This is a genomic window from Flavobacterium sp., assembly GCF_023151265.1.
GTDB lineage: Bacteria > Bacteroidota > Bacteroidia > Flavobacteriales > Flavobacteriaceae > Flavobacterium.
Genome location: NZ_JAKLJH010000031.1, coordinates 1 through 18,600, shown reverse-complemented (window position 1 = coordinate 18,600; position 18,600 = coordinate 1). Strand labels below are relative to the sequence as shown.

21 protein-coding genes are annotated in these 18,600 nt (G+C 32.1%); 4 read left to right on the top strand and 17 right to left on the bottom strand.

The window, feature by feature from the left end:
* From L6Q46_RS04495 to L6Q46_RS04475, 5 genes are all read right to left on the bottom strand, one after another.
* Positions 1 to 698, bottom strand: a 698-nt coding sequence (locus L6Q46_RS04495; RefSeq protein ID WP_291283298.1) for a carboxyl transferase domain-containing protein, incomplete at its 3' end; no start/stop codon positions are given.
* Between the two features lie 74 nt (positions 699 to 772).
* Complete coding sequence (locus L6Q46_RS04490) at positions 773 to 2,212, bottom strand: acetyl-CoA carboxylase biotin carboxylase subunit (protein WP_291283299.1); 1,440 nt, start codon at positions 2,210 to 2,212, stop codon at positions 773 to 775.
* A gap of 125 nt (positions 2,213 to 2,337) precedes the next feature.
* Positions 2,338 to 2,823, bottom strand: coding sequence for a biotin/lipoyl-containing protein (locus L6Q46_RS04485; protein WP_291283297.1), 486 nt, complete (start codon positions 2,821 to 2,823; stop codon positions 2,338 to 2,340).
* An 88-nt stretch (positions 2,824 to 2,911) separates the two neighbouring features.
* On the bottom strand, positions 2,912 to 5,020 hold the full coding sequence (locus L6Q46_RS04480) for a response regulator (RefSeq protein WP_291283296.1): 2,109 nt from the start codon (positions 5,018 to 5,020) through the stop codon (positions 2,912 to 2,914).
* Positions 5,021 to 5,108: 88 nt separating this feature from the next.
* Complete coding sequence (locus tag L6Q46_RS04475) at positions 5,109 to 7,298, bottom strand: radical SAM protein (RefSeq protein ID WP_291283295.1); 2,190 nt, start codon at positions 7,296 to 7,298, stop codon at positions 5,109 to 5,111.
* Between the two features lie 109 nt (positions 7,299 to 7,407).
* Here L6Q46_RS04475 and bshC point away from each other — a divergent pair, with 109 nt between their 5' ends.
* The 3 genes from bshC to L6Q46_RS04460 all read left to right on the top strand — a co-directional run bounded on the left by bshC (position 7,408) and on the right by L6Q46_RS04460 (position 10,458).
* Positions 7,408 to 9,003: a bacillithiol biosynthesis cysteine-adding enzyme BshC gene (gene bshC, locus L6Q46_RS04470; RefSeq protein WP_291283294.1), complete on the top strand. Its 1,596-nt coding sequence runs from the start codon at positions 7,408 to 7,410 to the stop codon at positions 9,001 to 9,003.
* Positions 9,004 to 9,154: 151 nt separating this feature from the next.
* The gene (locus tag L6Q46_RS04465) at positions 9,155 to 9,982 is read left to right on the top strand and encodes a formylglycine-generating enzyme family protein (RefSeq protein ID WP_291283293.1); all 828 of its coding nucleotides are present in this window, start codon (positions 9,155 to 9,157) and stop codon (positions 9,980 to 9,982) included.
* Between the two features lie 56 nt (positions 9,983 to 10,038).
* Positions 10,039 to 10,458, top strand: a complete 420-nt coding sequence (locus L6Q46_RS04460; RefSeq protein WP_008253880.1) for a nucleoside-diphosphate kinase — start codon at positions 10,039 to 10,041, stop codon at positions 10,456 to 10,458.
* Between the two features lie 52 nt (positions 10,459 to 10,510).
* On the opposite strand, the gene L6Q46_RS04455 is transcribed toward L6Q46_RS04460, so the two are convergent.
* Positions 10,511 to 10,807: a DUF721 domain-containing protein gene (locus tag L6Q46_RS04455; protein WP_291283292.1), complete on the bottom strand. Its 297-nt coding sequence runs from the start codon at positions 10,805 to 10,807 to the stop codon at positions 10,511 to 10,513.
* Between the two features lies 1 nt (position 10,808).
* Entirely contained in the window at positions 10,809 to 11,225 is a 417-nt protein-coding gene (locus L6Q46_RS04450; protein WP_291283291.1) for a lipocalin family protein, read from the bottom strand.
* Positions 11,226 to 11,329: 104 nt separating this feature from the next.
* Here L6Q46_RS04450 and L6Q46_RS04445 point away from each other — a divergent pair, with 104 nt between their 5' ends.
* Complete coding sequence (locus L6Q46_RS04445; RefSeq protein WP_291283290.1) at positions 11,330 to 12,394, top strand: serine hydrolase; 1,065 nt, start codon at positions 11,330 to 11,332, stop codon at positions 12,392 to 12,394.
* An 11-nt stretch (positions 12,395 to 12,405) separates the two neighbouring features.
* Here the strand turns inward: L6Q46_RS04445 and L6Q46_RS04440 are convergent, their stop codons facing one another.
* The 10 genes from L6Q46_RS04440 to L6Q46_RS04395 form a co-directional block, all read right to left on the bottom strand.
* Positions 12,406 to 12,588: a hypothetical protein gene (locus L6Q46_RS04440; RefSeq protein ID WP_291283289.1), complete on the bottom strand. Its 183-nt coding sequence runs from the start codon at positions 12,586 to 12,588 to the stop codon at positions 12,406 to 12,408.
* An 11-nt stretch (positions 12,589 to 12,599) separates the two neighbouring features.
* On the bottom strand, positions 12,600 to 13,580 hold the full coding sequence (ftsY, locus tag L6Q46_RS04435) for a signal recognition particle-docking protein FtsY (protein WP_111565478.1): 981 nt from the start codon (positions 13,578 to 13,580) through the stop codon (positions 12,600 to 12,602).
* Positions 13,581 to 13,703: 123 nt separating this feature from the next.
* Positions 13,704 to 13,856, bottom strand: coding sequence for a DUF4295 domain-containing protein (locus L6Q46_RS04430; protein WP_014389076.1), 153 nt, complete (start codon positions 13,854 to 13,856; stop codon positions 13,704 to 13,706).
* 8 nt (positions 13,857 to 13,864) lie between these two features.
* Complete coding sequence (rpmG, locus tag L6Q46_RS04425; RefSeq protein ID WP_008253902.1) at positions 13,865 to 14,047, bottom strand: 50S ribosomal protein L33; 183 nt, start codon at positions 14,045 to 14,047, stop codon at positions 13,865 to 13,867.
* Between the two features lie 20 nt (positions 14,048 to 14,067).
* On the bottom strand, positions 14,068 to 14,310 hold the full coding sequence (gene rpmB / locus L6Q46_RS04420) for a 50S ribosomal protein L28 (RefSeq protein WP_008253904.1): 243 nt from the start codon (positions 14,308 to 14,310) through the stop codon (positions 14,068 to 14,070).
* 79 nt (positions 14,311 to 14,389) lie between these two features.
* Positions 14,390 to 15,637, bottom strand: a complete 1,248-nt coding sequence (locus L6Q46_RS04415; protein WP_291283288.1) for a CinA family nicotinamide mononucleotide deamidase-related protein — start codon at positions 15,635 to 15,637, stop codon at positions 14,390 to 14,392.
* Between the two features lie 41 nt (positions 15,638 to 15,678).
* Positions 15,679 to 16,023: a hypothetical protein gene (locus tag L6Q46_RS04410; RefSeq protein ID WP_026724601.1), complete on the bottom strand. Its 345-nt coding sequence runs from the start codon at positions 16,021 to 16,023 to the stop codon at positions 15,679 to 15,681.
* 2 nt (positions 16,024 to 16,025) lie between these two features.
* On the bottom strand, positions 16,026 to 16,637 hold the full coding sequence (locus L6Q46_RS04405; RefSeq protein ID WP_291283287.1) for a fumarylacetoacetate hydrolase family protein: 612 nt from the start codon (positions 16,635 to 16,637) through the stop codon (positions 16,026 to 16,028).
* A 69-nt stretch (positions 16,638 to 16,706) separates the two neighbouring features.
* Positions 16,707 to 17,477, bottom strand: coding sequence for a 3'-5' exonuclease (locus tag L6Q46_RS04400; RefSeq protein ID WP_291283286.1), 771 nt, complete (start codon positions 17,475 to 17,477; stop codon positions 16,707 to 16,709).
* A gap of 81 nt (positions 17,478 to 17,558) precedes the next feature.
* A partial coding sequence (locus tag L6Q46_RS04395) for a dihydrolipoamide acetyltransferase family protein (protein ID WP_291283285.1) occupies positions 17,559 to 18,600 on the bottom strand: 1,042 nt, incomplete at its 5' end.

Below are 18,600 nucleotides of genomic sequence, written 5' to 3'. Positions count from 1 at the left end.
TCTACACCATTTGGAGACGTAATATGACAAACTCCCGATTTTGATGCGTGCGTTGCTGCTCCACCTAATTCCTCTGAAGTTACTTCTTCATTCGTAACGGTTTTCACAACATTTGGACCTGTTACGAACATGTAACTGTTGTTTTCCACCATCATGGTAAAATCGGTCATGGCCGGAGAATAAACGGCTCCACCCGCACATGGACCCATAATGGCAGAAATTTGAGGAATAACTCCAGAAGCTTGAACATTTCTGTAGAAAATATCAGCATATCCGCCAAGTGAACGAACACCTTCTTGAATACGCGCACCACCAGAATCATTTAATCCAATCATTGGAGCACCATTCTTCACTGCCATATCCATTACTTTACAGATTTTTTCAGCATGCGTTTCAGATAACGAACCTCCGAAAACCGTAAAATCTTGGGCAAAAACATATACTAATCTCCCGTTGATGGTTCCGTAACCAGTTACAACTCCATCACCATAGATAATTTCTTTTTCCATTCCGAAATCGGTAGTACGGTGTGTTACCAACATTCCAATTTCTTCGAACGAACCTTCGTCTAATAAATATTCGACACGTTCTCTTGCTGTTAATCGTTTTTTAGCGTGAAGTGCTGCAATTCTTTTTTCGCCTCCGCCTAATTTGGCTAAAGCAATTTTATCATTTAATATTTTGATTTTATCTTCCATATTACTTTTTGTTTCAAGTTTAAGGTTTCAAGTTAAAAGTTATCTTAATTCTTACTACTTTTATCTTAATACTCTTAATTAGGTAATCTTAACACTTTTTGATCTTCTACGTATTGTTGAAATGCAATCATGGCTGCGATTTCGGCTTCGGTATCTAATTTTGATTTTAGTTTTTCAGCATCGTAATACGCTTTCACAAATCCGGTATCAAAATCTCCTGAACGGAACGCTTCATGCTCCATTACAAATTTTCCGAAAGGTAACGTAGTGTGAACTCCTTCAACTAAATAATTATCAATTGCTTTAATCATCAATTCGATAGATTCTTCACGCGTATTTCCGTAGGTAATCAATTTTGAAAGCATTGGATCGTAGTAAATTGGCACATCCATTCCTTCTTCGATTCCGTTATCCACACGAATTCCTTCGCCTTCTGGTAATTTGTAAGTACTTAAAAAACCTACGTTTGGCAAGAAATCATTCATCGGATCTTCGGCATACACACGAAGTTCCATGGCGTGACCTTTGATTTGTAAATCTTCTTGTTTCATTGGTAAAGCTTCTCCACGTGCTACGCGAATTTGCAATTCCACTAAATCCAATCCCGAAATTAATTCTGATACTGGGTGTTCAACTTGCAAACGCGTATTCATTTCTAAGAAATAGAAATTATGGTCAGCATCCATCAAAAACTCAACGGTTCCTGCTCCTAAATAATCACAAGCTTTAGCTACTTTTACCGCAGCTTCACCCATTTCTTTACGCTTTTCTGGAGTCAAAATAGCTGAAGGCGCTTCTTCTACTACTTTTTGGTGACGACGTTGGATACTACATTCTCTTTCGAAAACATATACAATATTTCCGTGACTATCCGCCATTACTTGAATTTCGATGTGACGTGGTTTTGTAACATATTTTTCAATGAAAACGGAACCGTCTCCAAAAGCATTTGTTGCTTCCGAAATCGCTCTATCCATCTGAGAAACGAAATCTTCTGCTTTTTCCACCACACGCATTCCTTTTCCACCACCACCAGCTGAAGCTTTAATTAAAATTGGAAAACCAATTTCTGTTGCAATTTTCTTTGCAGCTTCAATATCAGTTATAGCATCCTCAGTTCCAGGAACCATTGGAATTCCGTATTCTTTAACAGCATCTTTTGCTGCTAATTTACTTCCCATCATTTCAATCGCTTTTGATTTTGGTCCGATAAAAATGATGTTATTTTTTTCACAAGCTTCCGCGAAAGATGAGTTTTCACTTAAAAATCCGTAACCTGGATGAACTGCATCAACTCCTAATTCTTTACAAACTTCAATGATTTTATCACCACGTAAATACGATTGACTTGACGCTGCTTCTCCAATTAAAACTGCTTCATCCGCATATTTAACGTGTAATGCATTTCTATCGGCAGACGAATAAACGGCTACCGTTTTGATTCCCATTTTTTTCGCAGTTTTCATTACTCTGATAGCAATTTCACCACGATTGGCAACTAATATTTTTTTAATTTCTTTCATCTTGATTTTTGTTTCAAGTTTGAGGTTTCAGGTTAAATAAGTTTGTGTAAAAGTTTCAGTTGGTATAAATTCGATTAATGAAGCAACTTGAAACTTTAAACCTGAAACTAAACTATTTATTCGAATTCAATTAACAATTGTCCTTTATCTACTGCATTTCCTTTTTCAACCGCGATTGATTTGATAACTCCATCTCTTGGTGAAAGGAAACAGTTTTCCATTTTCATAGCCTCCAAAATCAATAAAGGATCGTTTTCTTTTACTTCTTGTCCAACCGAAACGTTGATTTCTAAAATCAAACCTGGCATTGGCGCTTTGATAGCATTTACCACTTTAGTTCTACCACGTTCAATTCCCATACTTTTGATTAACTCATCAATAGCACCAGAGATAGCCACTTCATAAGTGTTGTTGTTAACTTTTACGGTATATTTTTTGGAAATAAAATCGGCCGAAACAATTTCAGCTTTGTAAGGTTTGTTGTCTTTTAGTACATGAAATTTTGCTTCTTCTACCATTACGGCATCTAAATTTTGAAGACTATTTTCAGTAACTTCAAACGAAGCGGAATTATTTACTAAAAGCTTATAAATGTTATCCATATGAGATTTTTTTTAGTGGACGTAAACTTACGAAAAGAAATCGTTTTCGTAAATGATAAATCTCATAAAATTTGGAAAATAAGTATAGTTATTCTCTTTTCATATATAATTTAATCAATTCGAATAATCGCTCTTTTTCAATTGGTTTTGAAATAAAATCGGTAAAACCTAATTCTTTAATTTTATTGATTTCGTCTTCAAAAGTGTAAGACGTTTGAGCAATAATTGGTATTGTAGAATTAAATTTTCTGATTTGAGAAAAAGCTTCGTAACCGCTAAGATTTGGCATTTTTATATCCATTAAGACTAAATCGATTTCATGATTGTTTTTACAAAATTCAACAGCTTCTAATCCATCTTTTGCACGAATTACTTTAAAATTAAAGCTTTTCACCATTTTTTCAATTAGTAAAAAGTTGATATTATCATCTTCTGCAATCAAAATTATTTCTTCTTCTCCTAAATCCAAAAGTTGAACATCATTTGGTAATTCTTGTGTTTCAATAGATTTATTTTCAGAATAATGTAATGGAATAGAAAAATAAAAAGTTGATCCAATTCCAACTTGAGAATTAAAACTTATTTGTCCGCCAAGCATTTCTACATAGGCTTTTGAAATGGCTAAACCTAGTCCGAGTCCTTCATTAGCCGAAATTCCTTTGGCATTAATTTTACTAAATCTTTTAAAAATATTCTCTTGAAAATCAGATGGAATTCCAATACCAGAATCTTTTACACTAAAAGTTATCGATTTATTTTTTTCATCCAAAGTGTAATCTAAAATAACAAAACCTTCTTCGGTAAACTTATAAGCGTTATTTAATAAATTGGTAACGATTTCGCCTAATTTGACTTTATCAGAAACAATATTATTAGCTATTTTTGGGTTTGGTCTATTTAATTTAAAAACTACTTTATCATTGCTGTAAAGTTTTTCGTAAGAAGCAAATAATTGATCAATCAACTCATCTAAATCAAACGCTTGTAAATTAGGTTTAATAATTTGGGAATCAATTTTTGACATTTCTACCAAATCATCAATAATTTCCAAGAGATTTTTACCACTTTGCTGAATTACTTTTAGGTATTCATTTTTGTCATCTTCTGACAAATTCTGATGAGAAAGCAGGTCTGTAAAACCTAAAATAGCATTCATCGGGGTTCTAATTTCATGCGATAAATTCATTAAAAAAGCTGATTTTAATTTATCACTTTCTTCCGCTTTATTTTTAGCTATTTCTAATTCTTTGGCTTTTATTTGATTCTCTTCAAACAATTTTCCGATGTATCGAAATTCGCCTTTAATACTTTTTAGGGATTGAATGGCATTGGAATCACCTGTTTTTAATATTTTTTTGATAAAACTCAACGGAAGTTTAGACCATCTATTTGCATAATAATAGTAGACCATCCAAGATAAAATAATAGCAATTGTTATGACAATTAAAATGAATTTTGTTATCCAAAAATCAATATTATAAGCTCTTTTATATATAAGTTGTTGAATGATTTTATCGTTATAATCTTTTAAAGGCATTATAAAAGATACCGCTTTTGATTTAATTTCTGGTTGTTTGAAAAAATCAATATTTGATGTGCTTATTTTTTCAAAATTGGCAAAATATTCGTTGTCTAATAATCTCACCATAAAAAAACACCCCGATGGTTTTGTTTTGTTTTTATACGGATCATCAGATGGATGAATTGTTGCGGCATAAACTTCCACTACACCTTCTGGAATTTTCAAATAAAATCGGTCTACTTTTTTAGTTAATAATCGCGTAATAACTTCTTTCGGAATAAAGTCTACCGTTTTTATTTTGGGAGTTGAAACTTTGGTCAAAAATGTGCCTTTCGTATCATAAACACAAACATATTCAACCTTATAAGTATCTAAAATATTAGCAACCGAAGTATTAAACCACTTGACATCTTTTGTAGTCATAAAATCCACAAATTCATCCCAATAGGTTACATCAACAACTAATGAAGTGTAATTTTCAGTGTTTAATTTTAATAAAGATGTGATTTCGTTTTTATAAACTTTATTACTGGATTCGTAAATTTCTCTTTCTTGTACTTTCATGTAATAGTACAATGAAACTACTAAAACTAGTAATCCTAAAGACATTAGAGAAAGTAAACTTATTACTTTTGCATAGGTAGAATCAACTTTTTTAAGGGGAAAAAATTTCATACCATCTTTAATTAGATGTTAAATTTATGATTTTTTTTCAATAAAAATTAATTTTTACCAACAAAGTAATACTATACAGTTAAGAATATTACAAAACCAATAAAGAAGTACTTCTCAAAACTTGAATCGGTTTACTAAACCAAAACAACTCAAAATCATCAAATTGTTGTTCAAAATCTGATTTCAATTGCGAAAAAGTCATTTTGTTCTCTGCAAAAACTGAAATTTTATCTAAAGTTTCAAGCAACCACTTTCCTTCTAAGGCATTTACAGAAATATCATACGTTTGAGTTTTGTTGTGAAACGTTAATTTCATCATTTCCCAAGAATTTCCTTTTTTCGATTTGGTGAAGATTTCGGTTTGAGGTTTTCCTCCTATCCAAACTATTTTAGCATTTGGTTTTGTTGAAAAATTCTGTTCTTTTTCCAAGCAATTATAAATAAAATCGGATGGAATTTTTGTCTTTGGAATTTTGAAATCGAACCAATCTTGTAAATTGTAATCAAAACAGATTCCGTGCATATAATTGAATAACGATTTTTTCAATCCGAAGCTGAATTTATCATGATTTATTCCTGTTTTATCTTTGAAATTGATATCGTTATTAGCAAACATAATTTCATTTTGCTCCGGAATTACTCCGAATTCCTCTGGAAACATTCCCACAGGAGAATGCGCTGTCATGGCAAATTGATGCCAAAAACCACTTTGTAAAACACCCAATTCAAACAATTGACGCACCATTTCCAAACTATCAACTGTTTCTTGAATGGTTTGCGTAGGATAACCGTACATCAAATAGGCATGAACCATAATTCCAGATTCTGTGAAATTTCTAGTTACTTGCGCTACTTGTTCGACCGTTACTCCTTTTTTTATTAGCTCTAAAAGTCGATCTGAAGCTACTTCTAATCCTCCAGAAACCGCAATACAGCCTGATTCTTTTAGCAATAAACACAAATCGGCAGTAAAACTTTTTTCGAAGCGAATGTTCGTCCACCAAGTCACCACTAATTTTCGTTTGATGATTTCCAAAGCAACTTCACGCATTAAAGCTGGCGGTGCTGCTTCATCTACAAAATGGAATCCGTTTTCGCCTGTTTGAGCGATTAATTCTTCCATTCGGTCCACCAGAATTTTAGTAGCAATGGGTTCGTATAGTTTGATATAATCGAGAGAAATATCACAAAAAGTACATTTTCCCCAGTAACAACCGTGAGCCATGGTGAGTTTATTCCAACGACCATCGCTCCATAAACTGTGCATTGGATTGGCGACTTCAATTACCGAAATATATTTATCGAGCAATAAATCAGAATAATCTGGAGTTCCTACTTCACTTTGTTTGTAATCGTTGCTTGTGGAATTGTTTATATAGGTAACTTGATTGTTTTCTAGAAGAAATGTTCTTTTTAAAGGCATCTCGACTTCACTCGATGTGACAAAATCGAACAACAATTCAACAGGTAATTCACCATCATCCAACGTAATAAAATCAAAGAATTCAAAAACTCTTTTATCTTTTAATTCACGAAGTTCGGTATTTGGAAAACCACCACCCATTGCAGTTTTTATATTCGGAAAATTCACTTTTATGAATTGGGCACAACGGAAAGCACTGTATAAATTTCCAGGAAATGGAACGGAAAAACAGATTAATTTTGGCTGAACTTCATCAATTCGTTCTTTGAGAATTTTAATGGTGATTTTGTCTATGAAAGTTAACTCGTTTTGTAAATGATTGTATAACTCATCAAACGAATTGGCGCTTCTTCCTAAACGCTCGGCATAACGACTAAATCCGAAATTTTCATCGACACATTCCACAATAAAATCGGATAAATCTTCAAGATATAACGTAGCTAAATATTTCGCTTTGTCTTGCATTCCCATCGAACCAAAAGCAAATTCCATATCGTCTAATTGGTCAAAACGAGAAGCTTCTGGCAAAAAATTTCCTGAACAAATTTGACGTGCTAAAGATGGATTTTTTCCTTGGAGAAAAGCGATTACAGAATCGATTGTTTTGATGTAATCGTCTTTTAAAGTGAAAATTCGTCGTGAATTAGGTCCAAATTCTTCAAACTTCAAACTTGAAACTTGAAACAAATTTTCTAACCCTTCTTTGGAAAACATTTCTAAAATCACCTCGATACCTAAATCCATTTGGTAAGCCGAAATATTTTTGGTATTCAGAAAACCTTTCAAATAAGCCGTTGCTGGATACGGTGTATTCAGTTGGGTGAAAGGCGGTGTGATTAATAGAATGTTTTTCAAGGTATTTATTTTGAGCAAAAATAAGGCTTTTTATCAAATCCTAAGAGCTTGTTAAAGGCATTTTAGAAAAGTAAAAAATTAGTACTTTAGCAGAAAAATAATTGCTAAAATGCCAAACGACTGTATAACCTATCAAAATTCGGGATATTTTTCAAAACTAATCGTAGATTATTTAGACCAAAAGGCTGAATTAAAACCGTTATACAATCGATTTCCAACAGTAGAAAATTTTAATCTTCAAATTGAGGAGAAAAGTAAAAATTTTCCAATTGAAAATCGTGAAATTTTAGTCAATGCATTACTAAATCAATATCAAAAGTTCGAAATTTCAGAAGCTACTTTAGCTAATATTGAACTTTTAAAACATTCAAAAACCTTTACGATTACAACCGGTCATCAGTTGAATTTATTTACTGGTCCTTTGTATTTTTTATATAAAATTGTTTCCGTTATTAATTTAACGAAAGAATTAAAAACAGCTTATCCAAATCATAATTTTGTACCTATTTATTGGATGGCGACTGAAGATCATGATTTTGATGAAATCAATTACTTTAATCTTAAAGGAAAGAAAATTCAGTGGAAAAAAGAGAGCCAAGGTCCGGTTGGAAGATTAAATACTTCTGGATTGGAAGAAGTTTTTGGACAATTTTCAACTGAATTAGGCTTAGGAAACAATGCCAATTATCTTCGTGAATTATTTAAAAAATCCTATTTAGAACACGAAAATTTAGCAGATGCTACTCGATATTTAGCTAATGAATTATTCAAAAATGAAGGTTTAGTCATTTTAGATGGAGATGATTTAGAGCTAAAAAAACTTTTTATTCCTTATGCTAAAGAAGAATTATTACAGCAAACTTCTTTTAAAAAGGTTAACGAAACGCTTCCGTTACTAAAAGAATATAATGTTCAGGTAAATCCAAGAGAAATTAACTTGTTTTACATTCAAGATGATTTGAGAGAACGCATTGTTTTTGAAGATGGAAATTATAAAATCAATAACACACAATTATCATTTTCTGAAAGTGAAATCCTAACTGAATTAGAGAATAATCCAAAGAATTTTAGTCCGAATGTGATTTTACGCCCGTTGTATCAAGAGGTGATTTTACCAAATCTTTGTTACATTGGTGGCGGTGGTGAATTAGCGTATTGGTTAGAATTGAAATCTAATTTTGAAGCGAATAATATCACGTTTCCTATTCTGTTACTTCGTAATTCTGCTTTAGTTGCTACAAAAAAGCAAGTTGAAAAATTGGAAAAATTAGAATTAAATTGGTCAGATGTTTTCCAAAATCAACAAACTTTAGTAAATGAAAAAACGAAAGAATTTTCAAATTTCACTATTGATTTTAGCGAACAAAAAGCATTTCTTAAAAATCAGTTTGAAGCATTATATACCATTGCTAAAAAAACCGATAAATCGTTTTTAGGTGCTGTAAAAGCGCAAGAAGTAAAACAATTAAAAGGTTTAGAAAATTTAGAAAAGAAATTACTAAAAGCTGAAAAAAGAATTCATACCGAAAAATTAGAACGAATTATTCAACTTCAAAACGAATTATTCCCGAATCAATCTTTACAAGAAAGAAAATCAAATTTTGCCGATTTTCACAGTGAAACAGGTAACCTTGAAGCTTTTTTCTCACTTTTATATGCTGATTTGCAACCTTTAAAGCAAAATTTTTCATTAGTAGTTGTTTAAAAAAATCGACCAAATACTTTTTTATTCGATAAAAAACAATATATTTAATTTTTTAACACTAATTTAAGGTAAAAATTGAGTTTTATAACAATTTTACCTTACAATGTTATATTATTATTATATTTGCACACCTAAATTAATAACAAATCTTATGAAAAAAATTACATTTTATTCTACATTATTAATTACCCTTTTATCATTTTTTGCATTTAAAAACAATCTTATTGACACCGACTTAATCAAAATTCAGGGTGGAACTTTTAAAATGGGTTCTAAAGATTCTGATGGTTTAGCAGATGTTGATGAACAAAAAGAGCATAACGTTAATCTTAATACATTTGAAATTAGCAAATTTGAAGTAACCGTTTGGGAATGGAAACAATTCATAAAAGCTAACAAAATGAAAATGCCAGTAAAACCAACATGGGGATGGCAAGATAATTATCCTATTAATGGCGTAACTTGGAACGAAGCTATAGCTTACTGCAATTGGCTTAGTAAAAAAGAAAAATTACAACCTGCTTACACAAAAAAAGGACCTAACTTTATTTGTAATTTTAAAGCAAATGGATATAGATTACCAACGGAAGCAGAATGGGAATTTGCAGCAAAAGGTGGTACTAATTCGAAAGGATTTAAATTTAGCGGAAGTAACAACTTAGATGATATCGCTTGGCACAAAGGAAATAGCAAAGGAACTCCTCACACAATTGGTACAAAACTACCAAATGAATTAGGTTTATATGATATGAGTGGAAACGTTTGGGAATGGTGTTGGGATTGGTATAATAAAGATTTCTACAAGCAAGAAAAAGGAGAAAATCCGAAAGGACCAGAAATGGGAGACAGAAGAAGTGTAAGAGGTGGTTCTTGGGATAGCCAACCAAATTATGTAAGACCTGCTAACCGAATTTCAACAGAACCAAATAAAACACATGAGTTTTACGGTTTTAGAGTAGCTAGAACAATTACAAAATAATAAAAAACAGTATTGCAAAACCTAATTAAAATGGTACCTTTGCAAAAAATTTAAAAATGGCAACAAACAGAACTTTTACAATGATTAAACCAGATGCTGTAGAAAACGGACATATTGGTGGTATCTTAAACATGATTACAGAAGGTGGTTTCAAAATTGTTTCTTTGAAATTAACTCAATTAACTATTGCTGATGCACAAGCTTTTTACGCTGTTCACGCTGCAAGACCATTTTTTGGTGAATTAGTTGAATTTATGACAAGAGGTCCAATTGTAGCTGCTATCTTAGAAAAAGAAAATGCAGTTGAGGATTTCAGAACTTTAATTGGAGCTACTAATCCAGCTGATGCAGCTGAAGGAACTATCCGTAAAAAATACGCTACTTCAATTGGAGAAAATGCAGTTCACGGATCAGATTCTGATGAAAACGCAGCTATTGAAGGTGCTTTCCATTTTTCAGGAAGAGAGCAATTCTAATTTTTAGAATTATCATATAAAAATCCCGATTCAATGAATGGGGATTTTTTTTTTATCGTAAAACTAAATTCGTTACCAAATCTTTTCTAAGTTCTTCATTAATCATCTTGATAATTTTTTCTTTTCCATAACTTAATTCTTCTCGTAAAACCGCTGATGATAAAGCTACATAAAGCGTAGAACCTTTTAATTGAATTTCAGTTGTATAATTGTTTACTCCGTTTCCCATTAAGTTTTTCCAAGCATCTCGAACATTAACAACATCCATACCTGCTTCCAACTTATTTTGAAAAATAAATTGTTTTAACACATCTCCTATCGAACTCTCTTCATTAAATCGTTTAGCCATTTTATTTTACCGAAAATTTTGCTGGTCTTTTATAATAATATTCTATTTCTTGTTGGTTTTTAACGACTAATTTATCCTTAGTCAATTCGATAATTTCCTCATTCCAAGAAGCATAAGTAGTTTTATATTGAATTGATGCGTCTCCATCCTTAACAACCACAACAACATCTTCTTGAATATCATTTGTTAAATACGTTCCATCCAACTGAGGCATTACTTTCTTTCTAAAACCTTTATTAGCTTCAATTTTAAAGAAATCTATCGTTTCATTTACTTTATATTCTTTCTTATCTCCATCTGGAAGTTCAACTTTTTCAATTTCCCAATAACCGTTTAAATTTGAAATATCAGCCTCCGAAATATTCTGTTTACACGAAAGAACTGATAATAAAACAATTAACAAAAGAATTCTTTTCATACTATTATTATCAAATTAGATTATAAATTTACAATTAAAAATCATTTGAATTAAACTATTCTGTAATTTTATTGTCTAATGAATGTACAACCATTTTTACAGCTATGAAAAAGATTATCCCTCTACTTGCGTCATTACTATTTATAAATTGTAGTTCTGATGATTCTTCTACAACAACTCCAGTAGAACAAATGTACTTTCCTCCTATTGGCTCAACAACTTGGGAAACCAAAACTGTAGCATCGCTTGGATGGAATGAATCACAAGTTCAGCCTTTATTAGATTATTTAGAATTAAAACATACAAAAGGTTTTATCGTACTTCATAATGGAAAAATTGTATTGGAAAATTATTTCAATGGTCATTCTGCTTCAGAACCATGGTATTGGGCAAGTGCAGGTAAGACACTAACTGCAACTGTTACTGGAATTGCTCAACAAGAAGGCTATTTAAATATTAATAATAAAGTTTCAGATTATCTTGGAACAGGCTGGACAAGCGCTCCACTTGTAAAAGAAAATTTAATTACGAATAAACATCTTTTAACTATGACATCGGGGTTAAATGATGCTCTTGGTGACGATGTTTCTCCTGCCAATTTACAATATGTTGCCGATGCTGGCACACGCTGGGCATATCATAATGTTTATGTGAAATTACAGGATGTGGTTGCAGCCTCAACAGGACAAACTTGGACAAACTATTTTAATACTAAATTAAGAGATAAAATAGGTATGACTGGTGGTTTGTGGGTAAATAGTGGAGGACTGAGTGTATATTGGAGCACAACAAGAAACATGGCACGTTTTGGTTTATTAGCTTTAAATAATGGAAAGTGGGAAAGCAATCAAATTGTTCCACAAAGCTACATGCAAAATGCAACAACTACATCGCAAAATTTAAATTTAGCTTATGGTTATTTGTGGTGGTTAAATGGGAAATCTAATTATAGATTACCACAAAGTCAATTACAATTTAACGGAACTCTAATACCATCAGCTCCTAGCGACATGTATTGTGCATTAGGTAAAAATGACCAAAAAATATATGTCGTACCAAGCAAAAAATTAGTTATAATCAGAATGGGAGATGTTGCTGATGGGGTAAATTTTGCATTATCAGACTTTGACGAGACTTTATGGGAAAAAATAAGTGCTGTTATCAACTAACAGCACTTGTTTTATTTTTTTGCTTTCTTCTTACCGCTTGTAAACTTTATTAGTAAATACATTAAAATAGCAAAAGATGCTAATCTTAATGTGATAAAAACATAATCATAATCCTCAAATGGAATTGCTACTAAAGCCATGATAACAGCCGCTAAGAATAATTGTACTGTTCTGTATTTTAAAAGTTCTCTCACTGTAGTAAATCTTATTTAAAAAACGAATCTACAAATTCGTATTTATTAAACACTTGTAAATCTTCAATTCCTTCACCAACACCAATATATTTAACAGGTATTTGAAACTGATCTGAAATTCCAATAACAACGCCTCCTTTTGCAGTTCCATCTAATTTTGTAACCGCTAGACACGAAACTTCTGTTGCTGCTGTAAATTGTTTAGCTTGTTCAAAGGCATTTTGACCTGTAGAACCATCTAAAACCAAAAGTACATCATTTGGCGTATTTTCCACCACTTTTTGCATTACTTTTTTCACTTTAGAAAGTTCGTTCATCAAACCAACTTTATTATGCAAACGACCTGCTGTGTCAATAATTACCACATCAGCATTTTGAGCAACAGCACTTTGCAATGTATCAAACGCAACAGATGCTGGATCACTTCCCATTTGTTGTTTTACAATTGGCACACCTACTCTATCTGCCCAAATTTGTAATTGGTCGATTGCGGCAGCTCTAAAAGTATCAGCTGCACCTAAAACTACATTATAACCCGCTTTTTTAAATTGGTAAGCTAATTTTCCTATTGTAGTTGTTTTTCCTACTCCATTAACCCCAACTACCATAATTACGTATGGTTTTGTATTTGCTGGAATTTCAAACTGCGTCGCTTCACCTGAATTAGTTTCCGATAACAAACCTGCAATTTCTTCTCTAAGAATTCCATTTAATTCATCAGTCCCTAAATATTTATCTCTTGAAACGCGTTCTTCTATTCGTTCAATAATTTTTAATGTTGTGTTTACACCAACATCTGAAGAAACCAAAATTTCTTCTAAGTTATCTAAAACTTCCGCATCTACTTTAGATTTTCCCGCAACAGCTTTGGTTAGCTTAGAAAAAAACGATGTTTTCGATTTTTCTAAACCTTTATCTAAAGTTTGCTTAGCCTCTTGACTAATGTTTTGATCTTTCTTATCAGAAGAGAATATTTTTTTAAAAAAACTCATACTAAAATTAGGGTTTAAGTATTTGCAGAAATGATTTTACTCCAAATCCATTTATCAGACAAATGTAAAAATAAAAAAGCTACTTTCAAACGAAAGTAGCTCATCTATATAATGTAAAATGAATTATTTCTTTTTCAAGAACTCATCAACTTCTTCAGGAGTCATAACTGACTCAACGAAAGTATAAGCACCCGTTTTTGGAGATTTAACCATTTTGATAGCTTTAGTTAATCTTTTAGAAGCTGTTTGTAAAGTTGCTACGGTTTTCTTTGCCATGACTTATCTTATTTAATTTCTTTGTGAACAGTTACTCTTTTTAAGATTGGATTAAATTTTTTAATCTCTAATCTATCTGGAGTGTTTTTTTTATTTTTTGTAGTAATGTAACGAGATGTTCCAGGAACTCCTGAAGTCTTGTGCTCTGTACATTCTAAAATAACTTGGATTCTATTACCTTTCTTTGCCATTTTGATCTATGTTTTAAGGATTATACAGATTTAACAAATCCGTTAGCTTTTGCATTTTTCAATACAGCAGCAATTCCATTTTTATTAATCGTTTTTAAAGCAGCGGTTGAAATTTTCAACGTTACCCATCTATCTTCTTCAGGAATATAAAAACGTTTTTTAACTAAGTTAACAGAGAATTTTCTCTTTGTTTTATTCATAGCGTGAGAAACATTGTTTCCTACCATCGCTCTTTTACCTGTAAGTTCACAAACTCTTGACATTATTTCTAATCTTTATTTCGTTATCTAAAATCAGGGTGCAAAGAAACAAAATCCATTTCATATACACAACTATCTTTTACTATTTTTTTAAAATTTCTTTATAAATTAGCTCCAACCCTTTGCTTACCGCTCTATCAATGACTTTTTCACGCGGTTGACCAAAGTTAAATCCCTCAACAAAAACTTCATTTGGCGTTGCAATTCCGATGAAAACTGTTCCTAATTCAGCATCTTCATCACCTTTTGTAGGACCAGCATTTCCTGTTGTAGCAATCGCATAATCTGAATTCATTACTTTTTGAACCGATTTAACCATTTCTTTTGCAACTTCAGCACTGACTACTCCATATTTTGCAATTATATTTTCATCAATTTCTAAAACATCAATTTTAGCTTGAGTTGCATAACTCACCACACTTCCTTTAAAATAATTTGAAGCTCCTGAAATTGCAGACAAAGTTGAAGCTATTTTTCCACCTGTACAACTTTCTGCAGTTGAAATTGTTAACATTTTTTCGGTCAACAATCTCCCTAAAACTACTTCAATTGGCTCATCCTCGTTATAACCAACAATTATATCATGAATCAATAAATCGAGTTTTTCAACTTGTCGTTTGATTTCTTCTTTTAACAAAGTTTCGTCATTTCCTCTAGCCGTTAATCTCAAGCGAACTTTTCCTGGACTAGGCAAATAAGCCAACTTAATAAATTCTGGCAAATCATCTTCCCATTCTTCAATTTGTTCAGCAATTAAACTTTCACCTCGACCATACGTCATAATGGTTTGATGCACAATATAAGGACGTTCAAATTTTTGAACTAAGTTTGGAATCACTTCGTTATCAATCAGATACTTCATTTCATATGGAACGCCTGGCAACGAAATAAAAACGGTATTTTCTTTCTCCATCCACATTCCTGGAGCAGTTCCTGCTTGATTGAAAAGTACTTTTGCTTTGGTTGGAACCAATGCTTGTTCCCTATTAATTTGCGTAATTGGACGCTTATAAAAACCTTCAATTATAGATTTTACATGTGCTAAAACCGCTTCGTTTTCAATTAATTCATCATCAAAATAGTCGCAAAAAGTTTTCTTAGTAATATCGTCTTTAGTTGGACCTAATCCACCTGTCACAATAACAACTTCTACCTTATTTTGAAGTGAATGAAAAGTATCTAAAATATGTTGTTTATCATCAGAAATGGATAACATTTCATGCGTTGCAATTCCGATTTTATCTAAGGCTTTTGCAATATAAGAAGAGTTTGTGTCAACAATTTGGCCAATAAGAATTTCATCGCCAATGGTAACTATAGCAGCTTTCATTTTAAATATTTAATAGATTTTGGGGATTTGAAAAAAGGATATTACAGTTTGAAATCTTTCTTGATTTCTTTAACTGCTAAATCAATTCTATCTTTTAATGATTTGAAAACCTCTTTAATTTCTTTTCGTTTACCTTCAGCTTTTGCCCAAGTCATGATTTGGATATTTTCCTCGTAAGCTAAATCCATACCAAGCAAATCCAATGTAGGTTTTATTTTATGACATGACGAATACGTTCTGGTGTAGTCTTTCTCTTCAATTGCAACTTTAATTGATTTTATTTCAGCTGGAACTTCCTCTAAAAACAAAGTCACAATTTGTAATGCAAATTCAATATCATTTTCTGAAATTTCATACACTTTCGCTAAATTATATTGTAATGCCATAACTACCTAATTTGAATTTTAAACATCGATTTTCCTTCTATAAAACCTTCTAAAACATCACCTTCAGTTACTTTTGCAACACCTTTTGGAGTTCCTGTAAAAATAATATCTCCAATTTTTAATGTAAAATATTGTGAAACATAAGCAATTAACTCATCAATTTTCCACAACATTAAACTAGTATTACCCTCCTGAACGGTGGTTCCATTTGATTTTAACTCAAAGTTAATATTTTCTAACGAAGTATAATTTTTTTTCGATGTAAAGCTCCCAATTACCGCTGAATGGTCAAATGCCTTTGCTTTTTCCCATGGCAACCCCTTCTCTTTCAACTTACTTTGCAAATCTCGAGCCGTAAAATCGATTCCTAAACCAATTTCTTCGTAATATTTATGAGCAAATTTAGCATCGATATGTTTTCCAACTTTACAAATCTTAACCAAAATTTCCACTTCATGATGAATATCATTACTAAAAGCAGGAATCACAAATGGATTTTTATTAGGCAAAATAGAAGAATCGGGTTTCATGAAGATAACCGGTTCTGTTGGTCTTTCATTATTTAACTCCGAAATATGGTCAGCATAATTGCGTCCGATACAGATTATTTTCATAATTCTAGTAATTAGTAAATAGTGTAAAGTAATTAGCAACTATTTACTAATTACTTTTCACTAATCACTTTATTTAGTATTTAACTTTCTTAATTTAATTCCTGTCAAAACTTTTTTCGTATACAACGGAAAATCAGCATTTTGAATCCAACCAAAATAACCTGGCTCTTTATCAAAAACATCATCTACCAGAGCTCCTTTATGTTTTCCGAAGGTAAAAATTTCTTTTCCTTCATTATTTAAAGCAATAAATCCTGCAAAATCAACTGATTTTTTACGTGTTGTGAATTCAGATAACGATTTCATGTCATTTTCTAAATTCTCGTAACGATCCAATTGCGCTTTTAAGATTTCGTAAGTTGCCATCGTATCCGCTTCAGCACTATGGGCATTTTCTAAACTTTGTCCGCAATAGAATTTGTATGCTGCACTTAAAGTTCGTTCTTCCATTTTATGGAAAATCGTTTGCACATCAACTGAAACTCGGTTTTTCATATCAAAATCAACCTCAGCACGTAATAATTCTTCTGCCAAAAGTGGAATATCAAATCGTTCTGAATTAAAACCAGCCAAATCCGAATCTTTAATCATATTATGAACTTGCGAAGCTAATTCTTTGAATGTTGGTTCATTCGCTACTTTTTCATCCGTAATTCCATGAACAGCTGTAGTTTGTGGCGGAATTGGAATCGTAGGATTTACCAACCACGTTTTGCTTTCTTTATTTCCGTTTGGATATACTTTAAATATTGAGATCTCTACAATTCGATCTCTTGCTACATCAATTCCTGTAGTTTCAAGGTCGAAAAAGCAGATAGGGCGTGTTAATTTTAATTCCATAGCGATTTTATATAAGGCAAAGATAGAAAAACCCGATAGCTTTTAAAACTATCGGGTTTACATTTATAATTTATTCTCAGATTAGAAATCTCTATTTACGTCAAACGCTTCTAAATAATCCGCAACGCGTTTTACAAAACTTCCTCCTAAAGCTCCATCAACAACTCTGTGGTCATAAGAGTGTGATAAGAACATTTTTTGACGGATTCCAATAAAATCACCTTCTGGAGTTTCGATAACTGCAGGCACTTTTCTGATAGCTCCTAAAGCTAAAATACCTACTTGTGGTTGATTGATAATTGGAGTTCCAAAAACAGAACCAAAAGTTCCCACATTCGTAACAGTATAAGTTCCACCTTGTGTATCGTCTGGTTTTAATTTTCCTGCTTTTGCACGATTTCCTAAATCGTTAACTGCTTTTGCCATTCCAACTAAGTTTAATTGGTCTGCATTTTTAATTACAGGAACGATTAAGTTTCCATTTGGTAACGCTGCCGCCATTCCTAAGTTGATATTTTTACGTTTGATGATAAAATCACCATCAACTGAAATATTCATTCCTGGAAAATCTTTCAATGCTTTTGCAACCGCTTCCATGAAGATTGGTGTAAAAGTTAACTTCTCACCTTCTCTCTTTTCGAAAGCATTTTTAACTTTATCTCTCCATTTTACGATGTTGGTAACATCAACTTCAATGAACGACTGAACGTGAGCTGAAGTTTGTACCGAAGCTACCATGTAACCCGAAATCAACTTACGCATTCTGTCCATTTCAACAATCTCATCACCTCCGTTTACAGAAACTGGAACAGCTTGTGCTACTGGAGCTGGAGCTGCTTTTGGAGCCGCCGCTGGAGTCGCAACAACTGCAGGCTGACTTCCTCTATTTTTAATATAATTTAATAAATCTTCTTTGTTTACACGACCATCTTTACCAGAACCAGCAATTGATTCTAATTCTGATAATGAAATTCCTTCTTCTTTCGCAATATTTTTAACTAAAGGTGAAAAGAATTTATCTGATGCCGAAAAATCAGCTGGAGCTACAGTTTCTTTTGCAACTTCTACTGCTTTCGCAACTTCTGCAACTGCAACTGGCGCTTCTGCTTTAACTTCTGGAGTT